Below are 15,975 nucleotides of genomic sequence, written 5' to 3'. Positions count from 1 at the left end.
CACCATAGTTGATCGACCTTCCTCACCCAGCCGTAGTAGAAGTATTGACGGATTTTATCCATTTTCATCCTCTGTGGTGCAGCGCTGGTCTTGCGCTGCATGAACGGCTAACGGGCAGGATTGTTCAATTGTTCCACGAATACCTCCGCTTTCCTAAACAAAAAACCGTCCTTTAGAGGAACGGATTATTTTGTGTTTTTTACCTTCCAACAAGTAATCCCTGACTTATGTCCAATCAATCACTATGTACCGAGCATATGATTATACCGTAATGAAAATTTACTTGAGGGGAATGAGTAAACATGGCCTTAGGTTATGGTGGAGTAGGCGGAGTAGGCGGAGTAGGTTATGGTGGAAGTTGTGCAGGTTACGGTTCAAGCGCAGCAGCTATTTTGGTTCTTTTTATTCTTTTGGTTATCATCACATCTGCTTTTGTATGGTAATTCCTTAAACCAACTTATCGAGAAAAACAAAAACGGTCTTATCGCGAAATAGATGCGAATACAGACCGTTTTTTTCTCGTTGTTGGGGTGACGAGTGAGTTGCGTGTGCTGGCAATATCAATATACGGTCAAGTGGATGGTTTCGCACTAGGTCTATATCCCCATTTCAACTATTCCTTCCAACAAGCGGCTGTGTACATTAACTGCAAGCGATTTCTGAAACACAAGTTTGTTACGTTAACGGGAACGTTTGTTCAATACACAGCAATGGGAGGCTGCCGGCACGATCGGCAGCCTTTCGCTCACCTAACGGGACAGAATAGCATGGTGAATGATGAAATAGGTGGGGCTCGAGACTTCGTTTTTATAACAGTTTATTACCAATCTTTAATGGTATGATAATGGGGGGATTTCCCATTATTGAAGGGAGTGATGTGGTATGAAGAATATCTTTGCTGTGGTGATTGTAATGGAGGAAGGTCAATTATAGTCACAGAGGAATGAGTTCCTCTGTGATATCAAACTCGGGAGGAATTTCTGTGGTTATTGAATTAATGCCAGTATCAATTGAAAATTGGTATAGTTGTACCAAGTTAAAAGTTAAGCAAGAACAAATTAGTGTTTTTCCAGCCCCTGTAGTTTATTGGATTGCAGAATCTAAATACGTTGATGGTTTTGAGTTGCGTGCAATATATTCGGAGAGGTTACTAGTCGGATTTATTGTCTTTTGTAAAAACCCAGATGAAGACGGTAATCATTGGATACCTGCGCTAATGATTGATGAGAATCATCAAGGAAATGGGTATGGCAAAACAGCAATGAAAATGCTGATTGAGCTTATGGGACAAAATGGTTGTAAAAGATTAATGATCGGACACAGACCCAATAACTTGATTGCTGGGAGCCTATATGAATCCTTAGGGTTTCAAAAGGCTAGCGAAGAAATAATTGATGGAGAACTCATACGTTTACTACGACTTAATTAAAAGATACCCTTAGTAAAAAAATGGCTGTCAGTGAATTACTGACAGCCATCTTTCGGAAGTCCTTCAAAGAGAATTTCTAGAGGAAGTAGGATGTCTTATAGAAGTAATTAGGGAGTACATTGGTAAAAATCATCATGGGAATAATTTGATTGACCCAAAAACTCATGTGGTAGACCACGTTTTTATTTGTGAAATAATGGATGAGAATAACTTGGGAAATGGAATAGCTCCAGATGAGGACTACATTGGAATTGAGTGGATTCCAATAACAAGTCTTAATGAATATAGGTTTTTCCCAAAAGGATTGATCAATCACATAATTGGAATTGCAAATGGTGAAATACCACAGGGAGTGTATACAGGAGATATAAATTAAATCTTCAACTAATTATTCCGTTAACGAGGAACAATAAGGAAAGAAGTTCTATTGAGTTGCTTGGGGGACAGAACTAATGGGTATTTTTGATTTCAACATGGATTTTGAGCAGAGAGACAGATTGCTAGATATTTCTGGAGAGTGGATTGCAAAAAGAGGTTCTGGAAGTATTAGGCGCTTTGAATTTATTGATTTTAATACTTTAAAAGAACTAATTGAGAACAAATACATTAATCCACTAGAGAGTCATAACACTTCTCCTACAATAGCAAAAATATATAATGAAGGAAGATTTTGTTGCATTCTGTGTTAAGAGCGATGAGCTTGTAACAGAAGAACACTTATACGCGTGGTGGGATTAAATCTAATAACGTAGAAGAGAACTGAATGGTTTTTATAAGCTATCGGAGAACTATAGCTCAACAAGTTACTGAGGGTGTTGACCGAAAGAGGATTCCATTACTTATAAGGTGGGATGTTAGTGAAAGCTAAGGTTTTGTTCTCAATACTTGGGATTATTATTATTGTTCTTTCGAGTACATATATTTACAATCACTCATCACCAGAAAAGGCAATTATGAGCCATTTAAATAGTGCTAATTTTAATTACTATATTGTTAAAGATGATTACTTTGACACTTCTTACGGTCAAAGGTATTACGTTAAAGAGAAGGATGGGAATTTTCGCAATAACTTTCCACATATTCTCTACTTGAAATTCACTGTTTTTGGGTGGCAAATTGTATCTGGTGGTAATGCTCCTTAATATACTCTGTTTTAGTGGAAGTCTGGGGCTCCCAACAGTTACATATCGGGATTAGCGCAATGATTTTCGGCAGCTTCGTTTGGTTAACGGGGGTAGTTTAAGTAAATGTTAATATTTACTAGCGAACTAATGTTCGGTATAATGAACTTGATTCCATTACAAAAAGGAGATGTTGGATATGTATAAACACATTAAAGATTTTGCCGCAACTTGGCAGAATGAAACGGAAGCAACAATGCGGATACTGGAGATGCTGACCGACGAGTCTCTTGGCCAACAGATAACAAGCGATCATAGAACGCTTGGACGTGTTGCATGGCACCTTGTACAGACGTTGCACGAAATGCCATCTCGGACGGGACTGTCTTTCGAAGGACCGGGCGAAGATATGCCGGTGCCAGCTTCGGCAGCAGACATCGCGTCAGTCTATAAGAGGACCTCACAAGCGCTCCTTGATGCTATACAGTCCAGTTGGAAAGATGAGAATCTGCTTATCATGAGCGATATGTATGGTGATCAATGGCCAAACGGCTTAATGCTGGATATTCTCGTAAAGCATGAGATTCATCATCGTGGTCAGATGACAGTCCTGATGCGTCAGGCAGGCCTTCGTGTGCCGGATCTTTACGGCCCGACAAAAGAGCAGTGGGCCGAGTACGGAGCGCTACCTCCAGTAATTTAGAGTAAGATTATACTAACGGGTACGATAGTGGAATACTAACACATTGGAGCAGCCGGCCAGATCGGCTGCTTTTTCATTGTAAGAGCAGGTTAGTGACTGAAGGAGAAGGGGACGGACAGAATTGCTCCATCTTCACGGGAAATTGTTCACTTTTCCATTGGCTTTCCATATCTCACTAAAACATGCCAGAGTAATTTTAATTCTTGCAGAACTTCTTTGTAGGTTCCTCTATCGCTCCAATTACTTGGATTTCGTTTCAAGTCCATAGCTGCGGAGCCAATCATATTTACATCAATAAAATCACTTTGCGCAATTCTTTTGGCTAGTGAAGGCATCGAAGGACTTCTAAAATTCATAGGAACCTCATCAACCAAAAGTGTAAAGCCCATGTGCCAGTTAAGATCGACTGAATATTTTAAACATATCTGTTCTAAGATTCGTCCAGTATGGGTGCCCTTAAATGATGGATCGGCAACAAGCATCTTTACGTCTTCTTTAAGAGAAATATCACCATGAACCTGAGCTTAGATATAGTGGTTAAGATTTCGGTTTGGCTCTTTGTTTGATGGATTTTGGAATGGTTTCTCAAGATTGACGAGCATATGATCGATTAACTTTTGAACCGTTAGATTTCTTTCACCAATGGCAAAATCACTATAGAACGCATCCCTCATGAGAGCAGCCAAAATGAGGTCAAATTCCTCATACGTCCCCTTATAAATTCCCTGCTCAAGTAGTGCTTCAGCAATGCTTTTCATGTTCGGATCTAATCTATCTGGGTGAAAGTGTAGCGCAATACTTGCGTGAGATTTTAGTTTAGTGATAGCATTTTCAAATCGATGAAAAAAAACAAAGTGAATCGAGATAACTTACCTTCCAAGAGTGACCCGCAGAATGCTCTAGTCATCGCAGATTTGTAAGCCGTGGTTATTACTATGGATTCATACTGCTTACATTTAAATAAATCCAATTTGGTTCCAATAGTAACTTACTCCATCCCATGACTTCATTATCAGTTACGTTATTATGAATTAGAGCTTTGCACGACAACCGATAAATCTGATATTAAGTTGAACTTAAACTTTTCAAATTGAGTAATGAGTCTATTCCAGTCAACGTTTATCCTCATACTTTATTTGTATGGAGGTGACAGTGTTGACTCTTTTCTGTTCAGTAGAAAAAAAGAAATCGTTACCCAAATATCTAAAATCCAAACATCAAAAAAAAAAAAAGCCGGGCAAAAGAAAGTCAACCGATTATCATAAGCAGAAAAAAAAGCAAAAAACATGTATCAAGTTGTGTTTTGAATGCCGTGAAGTAAATTGTAAATGCAAAAGAAAAAAAAAGATGGTCAGGAATACAAGTTGTAAAAGAGGTCCAAGAGGTCCAAGAGGTGTACGAGGGCCTCATGGGTTTAAAGGAAGTGCAGGCGAACAAGGGCCGATCGGGGCAATTGGTGCTACAGGGGGAACTGGCACTACTGGCGTAACAGGGGCTACTGGCGTAACGGGTGCAATTGGCGTAACAGGAGCTATGGGTGAAACTGGGGCAACTGGAGTAACTGGGGCTACTGGCGTAACGGGGGCAATTGGTGCAACTGGAATAACAGGAGTAACAGGGGCTACAGGGGGAACTGGCACTACTGGAGTAACTGGAATAACAGGAGTAACAGGGGCTACTGGTGTAACGGGGGCAATTGGTGCTACAGGGGGAACGGGCGCTACAGGGACTACTGGCGAAACTGGAGCTATGGGTGAAACTGGAGCAACTGGTGCAACTGGAATAACAGGAGTAACAGGAGTAACAGGGGCTACTGGTGTAACGGGGGCAATTGGTGCTACAGGTGTAACGGGCGCTACAGGGGCTACTGGAGTAACAGGGGCAGATGGCGCTACGGGGGCAATTGGTGCTACAGGTGTAACGGGCGCTACGGGTGCTACTGGCGTAACAGGAGCTATGGGTGAAACTGGAGCAACGGGTGAAACTGGAATAACAGGAGTAACAGGGGCTACTGGAGTAACTGGAGCTACAGGGGGAACTGGGGCAATAGGGGCTACTGGAGCAACGGGAGCTACGGGTGAAACTGGCGTAACGGGGGCAATTGGTGCTACAGGAGCAACGGGCGCTACGGGTGCTACTGGCGTAACAGGAGCTATGGGTGAAACTGGAGCAACTGGTGCAACTGGAATAACAGGAGTAACAGGAGTAACAGGGGCTACTGGTGTAACGGGGGCAATTGGTGCTACAGGTGTAACGGGGGCAATTGGTGCTACAGGTGTAACGGGCGCTACGGGCGTAACAGGAGCTATGGGTGAAACTGGAGCAACTGGTGCAACTGGAATAACAGGAGTAACAGGAGTAACAGGAGTAACAGGAGTAACAGGAGTAACAGGGGCTACTGGTGTAACGGGGGCAATTGGTGCTACTGGTGTAACGGGCGCTACAGGGACTACTGGCGAAACTGGAGCTATGGGTGAAACTGGGGCAATTGGAGTAACTGGAATAACAGGAGTAACAGGAGTAACAGGGGCTACTGGTGTAACGGGGGCAATTGGTGCTACAGGTGTAACGAGCGCTACAGGGACTACTGGCGAAACTGGAGCTATGGGTGAAACTGGAGCAACTGGTGCAACTGGAATAACAGGAGTAACAGGGGCAGATGGCGCTACGGGGGCAATTGGTGCTACAGGTGTAACGGGCGCTACGGGTGCTACTGGCGTAACAGGAGCTATGGGTGAAACTGGAGTAACAGGAGTAACAGGGGCTACAGGTGTAACGGGCGCTACGGGCGCTACTGGCGTAACAGGAGCTATGGGTGAAACTGGAGCAACGGGTGAAACTGGAATAACAGGAGTAACAGGGGCTACTGGAGTAACTGGAGCTACAGGGGGAACTGGGGCAATAGGGGCTACTGGAGCAACGGGCGCTACGGGTGCTACTGGCGTAACAGGAGCTATGGGTGAAACTGGAGCAACTGGTGCAACTGGAATAACAGGAGCAACAGGAGTAACTGGGACTACTGGCGTAACGGGGGCAATTGGTGCTACAGGTGTAACGGGCGCTACGGGTGCTACGGGCGTAACAGGAGCTATGGGTGAAACTGGAGCTACTGGTGCAACTGGAATAACAGGAGTAACAGGGGCTACTGGAGCAACAGGAGTAACAGGAGTAACAGGGACTACTGGCGTAACGGGGGCAATTGGTGCTACAGGGGTAACAGGAGCTACGGGTGAAACTGGGGCAATTGGAGTAACTGGAGTAACTGGAGCTACTGGCGTAACGGGGGCAATTGGTGCTACAGGGGTAACGGGCGCTACGGGCGTAACAGGAGCTATGGGTGAAACTGGGGCAATTGGAGTAACTGGAGTAACTGGCGTAACGGGGGCAATTGGTGCTACAGGGGTAACAGGAGCTACGGGTGAAACTGGGGCAACAGGAGCTACTGGAGCAACTGGAGTAACAGGGGCAGATGGCGCTACGGGGGCTACGGGCGTAACAGGAGCTATGGGTGAAACTGGAGCAACTGGAGCAACTGGTGCAAGTGGAATAACAGGAGTAACAGGGGCTACTGGAGTAACTGGAGCTACAGGGGGAACTGGGGCAATTGGTGCTACAGGGGTAACGGGCGCTACGGGTGCTACTGGAGTAACAGGAGCTACGGGTGAAACTGGGGCAATTGGAGTAACTGGAGCTACTGGCGTAACAGGGGCAATTGGTGCTACAGGTGTAACGGGCGCTACGGGCGCTACGGGCGTAACAGGAGCTATGGGTGAAACTGGAGTAACAGGAGTAACAGGGGCTACAGGTGTAACGGGCGCTACGGGGACTACTGGCGTAACAGGAGCTACGGGTGAAACTGGGGCAATTGGAGTAACTGGAGCTACTGGCGTAACGGGGGCAATTGGTGCTACAGGTGTAATGGGCGTTACGGGCGTAACAGGAGCTACAGGGGGAACTGGGGCAATAGGGGCTACTGGAGCAACAGGAGTAACTGGGACTACTGGCGTAACGGGGGCAATTGGTGCTACAGGGGTAACGGGCGCTACGGGTGCTACGGGCGTAACAGGAGCTATGGGTGAAACTGGAATAACAGGAGTAACAGGGGCTACTGGAGTAACAGGAGCTACAGGGGGAACTGGGGCAATAGGGACTACTGGCGTATCGGGGGCAATTGGTGCTACAGGGGTAACGGGCGCTACGGGTGCTACGGGCGTAACAGGAGTAACAGGAGTAACTGGAGTAACTGGAGTAACTGGAGTAACTGGTGCAAATGGTACAACAGGCGCTACGGGAGTAACAGGAGCAACAGGAGTAACAGGAGTAACAGGAGTAACTGGTGCAAATGGTACAACTGGAGCTACTGGCGCTACGGGAGTAACAGGAGCAACAGGAGTAACAGGAGTAACAGGAGTAACTGGTGCAAATGGTACAACAGGAGCAACGGGAGCAACGGGAGCAACTGGCGCTACGGGAGTAACAGGAGCAACAGGAGTAACTGGTGCAAATGGTACAACAGGAGCTACTGGAGCAACGGGGTTAGGTGTAACAGGAGCAACCGGCCCCACTGGCCCACCTCCTACGTTTGTAGATGCATACTTTAACGGTAATATTCAACCTCAGACAATTGCTTCGGGATCAAATATTTTAAATATTACTCCAAACCAATTTACTGCACTTACTTATAACGCAGTAACAAGTGTTTTCACAATACAAACTGCGGGTTTGTACAACATTAGTGTTGTTGTAAATCTTGCAGCTGCCACACTACCAGAATCAACAATTGGGTTATCACTAAATAATTCTACTGCATATCTCGCTCCTGCTGTAACCTCAGCAACAAGTGGTCAATTGGTTTTAGTTCAAGTTGAGGCCTTTGCTGTTGGAGATACAATTCAGTTTAGAAATATATCTGGGTTTCCTATTACTATTGCTAATTCACCAGTAATAGCAAACAGCGCAGGTCATGTCACTATTTCAAGATTCTCAGCATTCTTCTAAACTGTACTCTATAGAGTCGTTTCGTAAAGTTAACAAACATCATTAAATGTTTTATTCTAAACAATCTCAAACAGAGGTTGTTTTTTTGTATGGAAGCGCCGGTGTCTGGTGACTGGGGGAATACCGGTTATCTGTTGTAGCGCTTCACTATAAAAATGGTGCTTCTCTCCGTAACGTCCTCCTGTTGGAGAACGTGGAAAATAAGAGGGTAAACGGCAAGGTTGTTCAAACCGTGAGAGCCAACCTCGGCCCTGTAACTGAAGAACAAATCCCCTATCTTAAGGCTGCCTATGCTAAAGTGAAGCCACGATTGGTATATGATGATTGAAACGGGGTGAGTGTAGTAAGAAATTCAGAATCTCGTATCTCTGAAGACATGATTTACGCAAAAACGTCTGCCTTTGTTAATTTGTGTAGAGCATTGAAAGAAACTCACTTCACTTGTATTAGAAAAATGTCATTGGATAACTTGATGCTCAGCGTACTATTCAGAAAAGGAAGAACACTTCACATGGAATTGCAAAGTCTCAAAAAATTGCTGGCTTTAAAAGAGACTATATCTAAAGTTGGCTATTTAAAGCAGCGGCTAAAATTGAATCCTGTTTGGGAATGCTTCAAAAACAAATGTAAAGCCACAGGCTCAGTTGGGCATTTCCTGTTTGTACGATACGATCAACAAAATGATCGTTGACTGTAGCATTAATCGTTGGAAGTTTAGTGAGCGGGAGCAGGCACTCCTACATATTGAAAATATGGCCAAAGTGATTGGCATCCATCCTTGTGTGATTATTTTCGATCGAGGTTACCCGTCTGCTGAATTTTTTATCGATCTGATGGATCGGCGACAAAAATTTCTGGTCAGATTGTAAGCTACCACCTTCAAGCGAGAACAAAAACAAATGGAAAGTGATGATTGCCTAGTTGAGATTGTATTTGACAAGACTAGAATTCATCCACATAGAGACACTTCTACCGCAGATAAACTGATGAAAGCAGGTAGCATACATCTTAGGTTGTGCGTGTATTGCTGCAAAGTGGTGAATACGAATATCTGGCAACGAACATCATTCCTGAAGAATTCTCAACAAAAGAAATTGGTGAGCTCTACAGCATGCGTTTGGATCTAGAAACCGCCTATGATGACCTTAAAAACAAACTTGGCATTGAGAATTTCATAGGTACAAAGCCGATCTTGTTAGAACAGGATATTTATGCCACGATCTATCTCTGCAACATTATGAATGACATCATGCTCGAAGCACAAATGGAACTGGAACAAGAAAAAGGACATGACGGTAAACACGTTATGGCCATAAACAAAAATATTGCTATAGGCATTATGAAAAAGGATCTCATTCATTTCATTCTAGAGAAGAGTGACCAGGAGCGAAAGGCACGAATGGTTGCAATTGTTGATGAAATCAAACGCAATCTACTTCCCGTCCGTAAAGACCGGCACTATCCAAGAACGAAAGGACTACTCGCAGGAAAATACGCCAACTCAAGAAAGAAGAGCTATTAGTCAGCCGACATGAAATGATGACGGCTACAATAATTAACTGGATTTACTATGTTCAAATATCAGAATTCCAAAACTATCACTAACTACATAAAAGCAAATATCTTTAATAAACAGCGATTGCCCCCTTTGCAAATCGTGTAGGCGACAAGAAAGTCCCTATAATTAAAACGGATAAAAAGAAAATCCCTTATATTATCAATTTCGAAACGATATTGAGCTATTAACGAATCTCCATTTAGGTATTCTCGTGAGTAATCTTCATTAAATCGAACATTTCATCATGACCGAAAACCTGTAATAGATTGTCAAGTTGAGCTTTTGAAGTAATCTAGGATAACCCCGTTGTCAGGGATTATCCATAGAAAAACACACAAACATATAAGATTATGCCATTTGCTTGCACGATCTTTGTTTGTATCATTTTAAATGTATCCAAATACTTTTGTGTGGGGGGGATGATTCTTATGTTGTAAACGCTTACAGTTATATCTGAAACGCACTCATGACTCCGGCAACGTCCTCAAACGGCATGACAGACTCGATTTTTAGACGTTTTCGTGACTCAGCAATTACAAAAGGAGGAAGTTATCTATGGCGGGAATCAGGAAAAGTAAAATCAGCCTATTTGCAGCGGGTATTGCGGCAAGTTTATTGTGCGCGTTGGTCTCCCCATTATTTGGAACAGCGGGAAAAGCGCACGCCGCCACAGCCGGGATTATCTCCGGAGAGACCTACACCATTACAGCGAAACAAAGCGGCTTAGCCATCGGCGTATCGGGGACATCCGATACCCAAGAAGGCACGCCGGTTATTCAAGGGTCGGATGCCAGCATGGACGAAGCGAAGTGGGAAATTACGAATCTGGACGGCAACTACTATAAAGTCATCAACAAGAATAGCGGCAAAGCGTTAAGTGTTATGGATGCTTCCACCTCCAACAATGCCAGCGTTGTTCAAACTACGTATGCCCCCGGGGGTGTTGCAAATGATGAATGGCTGATAACGGACGCAGAATCGGGATATTATCAACTGATTAACCGAAACAGCGGCAAAGCGCTCAATATTCCAGACGAAAGTCAAATGGCCGGGACTCCGTTGACTCAATTGAGTAAAACAAACATAGATAATCAGAAATTTCTGATCAAACAAGTATCTCCACCGGCTTACAAATTTGTTGTCGTCCACTCAGGCATGGCGCTTGATGTGGAGGGAAACAGTTCGAGCGATCTCGCTCGGGTTATTCAAAAACCGTATAATGGCTCGTCTAGTCAGCTTTGGAACGTAGTTAAATTAGACGGAGGATATGTCAAGATTATTAACCAAAACAGCGGCAAAGCGCTTGCGGTTTGGGGCTATTCTACTTCCGATGGAGCCAAAATTATCCAAAGGTCTTACACGGCAGGGATTGCGGCTGATGATGAATGGAAATTGGATGACCTCGGCGGAGGTCATTATCAGCTGCTGAACAGCAATAGCGGCAAGGAGATCAGTATACCCGGTGCATCCCAAACGAGTGCAACCCAATTTATTCAGTCAACCGTAGATAACGGAGATAACTCGAAGTTTGAAGTTGTTTTGGTTCCGAATGGAGAAACAGGGATCACACTGCCTAATTTCTTCACGACAAATATGGTGCTGCAGCGCAACAAAAACCATGTCATTTGGGGAAAAGGAGTTGCTGGGGTACAACTTAACGTTAGCTTAAGCAATGGAAGTTCCATGTCACAACAGAACGCAGTAGTTGATGCCAACGGGAATTGGGATGCCTCATTATCCCCACTGCCTGCAGGAGGGCCATACAAGCTTACAATTGCAGGCGGCGGCAATACGAAGACGATTGAAGGCGTGTATGTGGGCGACGTATTCGTACTTGCAGGACAGTCCAACATGGCTTGGAGATATTCCAATTCGGCGAGTAACCCGACATACTACCCCTCCCTTCCCACGAACCCAATGATTAAACACTTCACTCTAGCTAGCATCGCTGCGAGCGAAGCTCGTTTCAATGTTCCGTTTAGAGACAGCAGCAACTCGTGGTTGAGCTTATCTGAAAATAATAACAAGGAGCTGTCTCTGATCGGCCTATTTTTTGCAGACCAACTGTTGCAAGAAAATCCGAATGTCCCCATCGGCCTTATATCGACTGCCTGGGGCGGCACTGATATTACGAAATGGATTCGCAGCACATCGGAAAACGACTCGCCGAATTACACGGCAAATGATGGAGTCATTTATAATAATCATATAGCCCCGATAACTAAGTATAAAATAGCCGGGGTATTATGGTTTCAAGGGGAGAATGACTACCAGCGAGGAACCATGTATACGGAAGCCTTTCCTACCTTAATCAATGATTGGCGGAAGCAATGGGCGGAAGCCGATCTGCCCTTTTTCTATGCGCAGTTGGCGCGTTACACGGTCTCCGATTTCACGGCTGTGCGTGAAGCTCAACGACTTGCGTTGAAGAATGTAACCAATCCATCACAAATCGGTATGGTCGTTACATTAGACACCGACCATCAAACATCTACGAACATTCATCCGCCCGGCAAAGATACGGTCGGCAAGCGTATGTCTTTGATGGCAAAGAATATGATTCTGGGTCAGTCCTCGGTCGTGTTCACAGGTCCGTTATTCAAGAACGCAACCATAAACGGTAACAAAATGATTGTTGAGTTTGAAGCGAACTCACTCGGCGGCGGCCTCATGATCAAAGACGTATACGGACAGACGAGCGGCGGCACCCTGAAAGAGTTTGAGATTGCGGGTGCGAATGGGATCTTCACATCGGCTGCGGCGACGATCAATCAGTCAAACAACACCATCGAGGTAACATCCGCTTCTGTTCCATCCCCGGTGTACGTGCGTTATGCGTACAGTAAGGCACCTCAAAATCCTAATTTGTTCAATCAGGCGGGTCTTCCGGCCAGTCCGTTTACAACGAAGCATTAACGAAGCCGCTAACCGCTTGCAGGCAGCACTGTACTGCCTATATTTGCATGACCTTGATTCGATGGTCCTACTGTAATTCCGCTATGACCCTAGTATCCCTGCTATTTGACAATATAGCGTCCTACAGTTCTCTTAACAGGATTTGTCGCTTTGAAGAAGCTCATCTCTCAGGGCGGCGAAGCTGTTTTTGTTATGAGCATAAAGTAAGATCAAAGGATTTCACTGTTTTTACACGGTTTTACCCATTTATGCTGGTACACTTATCCATTAAAGTGAAGGTACACGGAAGTTAAGCGAGGTGAACAAACAAATGATCATTTAAGCTGATTCTTCATTATTTGGGAGGAGAGATGAAAAAGAAGCCATAAAAGTGGAAGCGCTTACGTAAAAGATGGGAAAGTTCAAAGGAGGAACATGTATGCTCAAAAATAGAAAGATGCTATTTGCCGCTTTATTGGTAGGAACATTGCTTGTAAGCGGCGCTATTCCACAGAAGTCTAATGCGATTTCCGGATCCACGTTCCTGCCTGAACAAAAAGCTGGAAATTGGGATCAGTTAAAATATACATGGGCAACAGAAGCGAGCGGAAACGATGTTACTGGCACAGTCGTCGGCAATGGCCGTATCGGAGCAAGAGTAGCTGGTGGAGTCGCATCGGACACGTTGCAGCTTAACGATAAAACCTTCTGGTCCGGCGAGCCTGTTAACGATTCTAACCCTAACCGACGTACGGCTCTGGAGCAGACTCGCAGTTTGCTGGCGGAAGCGGATACGGCGACTAGCGTCACTTATAGGGAAGCGAAGTTGAAGGCGGCAGAAACCGCGGCAAAAGGCATGTGGGGGAAATTTGAAGGCGGTGCCGTATACCTTCCACTTGGCAAGATGGTGCTCGACGTGCCGGGCACGGCAGGATTTACGGGCTATTCCCGTGTGCTTGATCTGGATCGGGCTACGGTCACCACGAAATATAAGGTCGGCACGACGACGTATACCCGAGAAGTATTTGCCAATTATCCGGATAACGTCGTTATGATGCGGATTTCAAATGACGAGAACAAACCGATGAGCATGACAGCCAAGTTGACGTATCCAACCGAGATGACGGGTCATGCTGCCGTTCAGTCTTCCGGGAATGAGATTACCATGACGGGAACGGCGCCCTATAATTTTGGATATGATTCCCTCTGGGCGCCAGGAAGAGGCATAACATTCGACGCTCGGCTGAGGGCGAAAACCACCGGTGGAAGCATTACTCCGGTTAACGGTAATTTGAACATCCAGGGCGCCAATGAAATTATTCTTACTTACTCCAGCGCAACTAGTTACAAGGATCCATTCACGCTTCCGAATCCGAGTCAAGGCGGGAATGACCCCGCACCAATTGTAAGCGCTACGATGAATGCGGCGTTCGCGAAATCGTACAATGATCTCCTGAACGCACATTTGAACGACTACAGGGAACTATTCCGTAGACTTTGGGTGGAGGTAAACGGAAACACGGGTGTCGGGTTAGAAAATATCAAAACCTATCAATACTCCCGCTATGAATTGATCTCGTCATCCCGCGGGAACGATGTACCCCGTAATGGTTATGGCATGTGGAACCCTGAGTGGAAGCCCGTGACGTTTTCCAACCATTTTCTAAATGAAAATGTGGAAAAGTTTTATGCCAATATTGAAACCTCTAACTTGCCTGAAGTAGGCGACCCGCTATGGAAGTGGATAAAAAACATGTCGATCAAAGGCACGCAAACCGCACAGGTGGATTTCGGCTTTAACGGCTGGTTGTCCTCACACTACTCCGATATATGGACGACAGCAACGCTCGGCAACGGAGATAACGAATATGCGTTATGGCCAGTCAGCGGCATATGGCTGATGAATGCGGTTTACGAGCATTATCTGTTTACGCAAGATAAAACGTTCCTTCAGAACACCGCTTATCCGCTGATGAAGGGAGCGGCGGAATTCGCGCTTGATCTGCTCGTGACCAATAAGGATGGTTATCTCGTCACTTCGCCGTCCACTTCGCCGGAAAATAAATACAAGCTGTCGGATCTGACTCAGATTGCGGTGAGTCAAGGCAGCACGATGGATATGTCGCTCATCCGCCAACTCTTCCATGATGTGCTTGAAGCCGCAAGCGTCTTGCAACCAAACAGTGCGGCAGACTTGGATTTGATTAACCGGATTAATGTGGCAATCCCTCATCTTCTTCCATTCGCTATTGGAAGTCAGGGAGAGTTGAAAGAATGGAGTAACGATTACCCTGGCAAGGATCCTTCGCATCGTCACGCTTCGCATCTGGTTGGCCTAATGTTGCGCGATGTGCTTACGAAACGGGGAACCCCGGACTTATTCGCAGCAGCCAATAAATCTTTGGAATTGCGCGGGACTGGAGGTTACCTTCCGGATAATTCGTATATGTGGGCCCGTCTTGGAAAACCAGACAAAGCTGTTGCGGCCCATAAATTATTCGCCATAGATCCGAACAGAAATAAGTATCAGACGATTAGCGCTTATGTTCCCGAGTTGTTCGTTCAGAGCCATGCCGGTGAAATTGAACTACTTCCTTCTTTACCAACTGGATGGACAAGCGGGAAAATCGTAGGGGTCAAGGCGAGAGGTGGATACGAGCTCAGCATCGAATGGGCGAACGGGCAACTGGTCTCTGCGCAAATCGATTCTCCTTTCGGAACGAAGCCGATTGTGCGTTATCAGAATCAATTGCTCAATGTGGACACGGACCCGAGAATCAAATACGTGAGTAATAGCTCGGAAGTCATTGTAGATAATACAGCCGCCGAACTCACGGGTTCATGGATCTCATCCACGAGTTTACCGAATTTTCATGGTTCTAACTATGTGTATGCAGGATCTGGAACTGGAACGAAAAAGGTAAAATGGACGCCAAACTTGCCAAGTACCGGTACCTATAAAGTGTACTACAAGTTACCGAATGGCTCCACCAATCGGGCTACCAATGCTCCGTTCAACGTGCACGATACCACAGGTAACCATATAACTTACGTTAATGAACAGGTTGCACCGAGTCCAGGGTGGGTTTCTTTGGGGAATTTCACATTCACCTCGGGAACGAATGGCTATGTAGAGTTGACGAATAATGCGAACAATAGCTACGTTAATGCAGATGCAGTTAAATTCGAGTTTGTAAGTCCGTAACCTTCTCGACAATTCGAAAATAAAAATTGTTATGAGATTTCATGAGTGCAAGTTCGGTGAGGGTTC

General features: G+C 45.2%; 13 protein-coding genes and 1 pseudogene. 13 read left to right on the top strand and 1 reads right to left on the bottom strand.

From position 1 onward, the window contains the following. Positions 1 to 302 precede the first annotated feature (302 nt). The 7 genes from HQN90_RS34965 to HQN90_RS34935 all read left to right on the top strand — a co-directional run bounded on the left by HQN90_RS34965 (position 303) and on the right by HQN90_RS34935 (position 3,253). The gene (locus HQN90_RS34965) at positions 303 to 443 is read left to right on the top strand and encodes a YjcZ family sporulation protein (protein WP_173227463.1); all 141 of its coding nucleotides are present in this window, start codon (positions 303 to 305) and stop codon (positions 441 to 443) included. Between the two features lie 105 nt (positions 444 to 548). Beyond that, on the top strand, positions 549 to 842 hold the full coding sequence (locus HQN90_RS34960) for a hypothetical protein (protein WP_173227462.1): 294 nt from the start codon (positions 549 to 551) through the stop codon (positions 840 to 842). A 140-nt stretch (positions 843 to 982) separates the two neighbouring features. Continuing rightward, the gene (locus tag HQN90_RS34955) at positions 983 to 1,429 is read left to right on the top strand and encodes a GNAT family N-acetyltransferase (RefSeq protein ID WP_338042426.1); all 447 of its coding nucleotides are present in this window, start codon (positions 983 to 985) and stop codon (positions 1,427 to 1,429) included. Positions 1,430 to 1,463: 34 nt separating this feature from the next. Then, positions 1,464 to 1,805 carry an NUDIX domain-containing protein gene (locus HQN90_RS34950; protein ID WP_173227464.1) on the top strand — a complete coding sequence of 114 codons (342 nt, stop codon included), beginning with the start codon at positions 1,464 to 1,466 and terminating at the stop codon, positions 1,803 to 1,805. Positions 1,806 to 1,881: 76 nt separating this feature from the next. Further along, positions 1,882 to 2,118 carry a hypothetical protein gene (locus tag HQN90_RS34945; RefSeq protein WP_173227460.1) on the top strand — a complete coding sequence of 79 codons (237 nt, stop codon included), beginning with the start codon at positions 1,882 to 1,884 and terminating at the stop codon, positions 2,116 to 2,118. A 168-nt stretch (positions 2,119 to 2,286) separates the two neighbouring features. Then, entirely contained in the window at positions 2,287 to 2,571 is a 285-nt protein-coding gene (locus HQN90_RS34940; RefSeq protein ID WP_173227459.1) for a hypothetical protein, read from the top strand. 178 nt (positions 2,572 to 2,749) lie between these two features. Further along, entirely contained in the window at positions 2,750 to 3,253 is a 504-nt protein-coding gene (locus HQN90_RS34935; RefSeq protein ID WP_173227458.1) for a DinB family protein, read from the top strand. A gap of 146 nt (positions 3,254 to 3,399) precedes the next feature. Here HQN90_RS34935 and HQN90_RS34930 read toward each other — a convergent pair. Next, a pseudogene (locus tag HQN90_RS34930) lies at positions 3,400 to 4,089 on the bottom strand (DUF3626 domain-containing protein); the annotation flags it as partial. 511 nt (positions 4,090 to 4,600) lie between these two features. Here HQN90_RS34930 and HQN90_RS39440 point away from each other — a divergent pair. From HQN90_RS39440 to HQN90_RS34900, 6 genes are all read left to right on the top strand, one after another. Beyond that, positions 4,601 to 8,251, top strand: coding sequence for a collagen-like protein (locus HQN90_RS39440; protein ID WP_173227457.1), 3,651 nt, complete (start codon positions 4,601 to 4,603; stop codon positions 8,249 to 8,251). Between the two features lie 511 nt (positions 8,252 to 8,762). Beyond that, a complete protein-coding gene (locus HQN90_RS34920; RefSeq protein WP_173227435.1) occupies positions 8,763 to 8,942 on the top strand; it encodes a hypothetical protein in 180 nt (59 codons plus the stop codon). Beyond that, a complete protein-coding gene (locus HQN90_RS40070; RefSeq protein ID WP_420851104.1) occupies positions 8,932 to 9,120 on the top strand; it encodes a hypothetical protein in 189 nt (62 codons plus the stop codon). Before HQN90_RS34920 ends, HQN90_RS40070 begins: the two co-directional genes overlap by 11 nt. A gap of 155 nt (positions 9,121 to 9,275) precedes the next feature. Then, positions 9,276 to 9,773 (top strand): hypothetical protein, encoded by a 498-nt coding sequence (locus HQN90_RS34910; RefSeq protein ID WP_173227455.1) that lies wholly within the window; start codon positions 9,276 to 9,278, stop codon positions 9,771 to 9,773. A gap of 591 nt (positions 9,774 to 10,364) precedes the next feature. Continuing rightward, entirely contained in the window at positions 10,365 to 12,725 is a 2,361-nt protein-coding gene (locus tag HQN90_RS34905; RefSeq protein ID WP_173227454.1) for an RICIN domain-containing protein, read from the top strand. Positions 12,726 to 13,143: 418 nt separating this feature from the next. Beyond that, complete coding sequence (locus HQN90_RS34900) at positions 13,144 to 15,909, top strand: glycosyl hydrolase family 95 catalytic domain-containing protein (protein WP_173227453.1); 2,766 nt, start codon at positions 13,144 to 13,146, stop codon at positions 15,907 to 15,909. Positions 15,910 to 15,975 lie beyond the last annotated feature (66 nt).

This window comes from Paenibacillus alba, assembly GCF_013204855.1.
In the GTDB taxonomy this organism is placed as follows: domain Bacteria; phylum Bacillota; class Bacilli; order Paenibacillales; family NBRC-103111; genus Paenibacillus_E; species Paenibacillus_E alba.
Note: the sequence above shows the minus strand (reverse complement) of the source record. Positions and strands in the feature narration are given on the sequence as shown.

Coding starts and splice junctions, on each gene's coding strand:
- HQN90_RS34965 (WP_173227463.1), top strand. CDS start 303: ATGGCCTTAGGTTATGGTGGAGTAGGCGGAGTAGGCGGAGTAGGTTAT.
- HQN90_RS34945 (WP_173227460.1), top strand. CDS start 1,882: ATGGGTATTTTTGATTTCAACATGGATTTTGAGCAGAGAGACAGATTG.
- HQN90_RS34935 (WP_173227458.1), top strand. CDS start 2,750: ATGTATAAACACATTAAAGATTTTGCCGCAACTTGGCAGAATGAAACG.
- HQN90_RS39440 (WP_173227457.1), top strand. CDS start 4,601: ATGGTCAGGAATACAAGTTGTAAAAGAGGTCCAAGAGGTCCAAGAGGT.
- HQN90_RS34920 (WP_173227435.1), top strand. CDS start 8,763: ATGGAATTGCAAAGTCTCAAAAAATTGCTGGCTTTAAAAGAGACTATA.
- HQN90_RS40070 (WP_420851104.1), top strand. CDS start 8,932: ATGATCGTTGACTGTAGCATTAATCGTTGGAAGTTTAGTGAGCGGGAG.
- HQN90_RS34905 (WP_173227454.1), top strand. CDS start 10,365: ATGGCGGGAATCAGGAAAAGTAAAATCAGCCTATTTGCAGCGGGTATT.
- HQN90_RS34900 (WP_173227453.1), top strand. CDS start 13,144: ATGCTCAAAAATAGAAAGATGCTATTTGCCGCTTTATTGGTAGGAACA.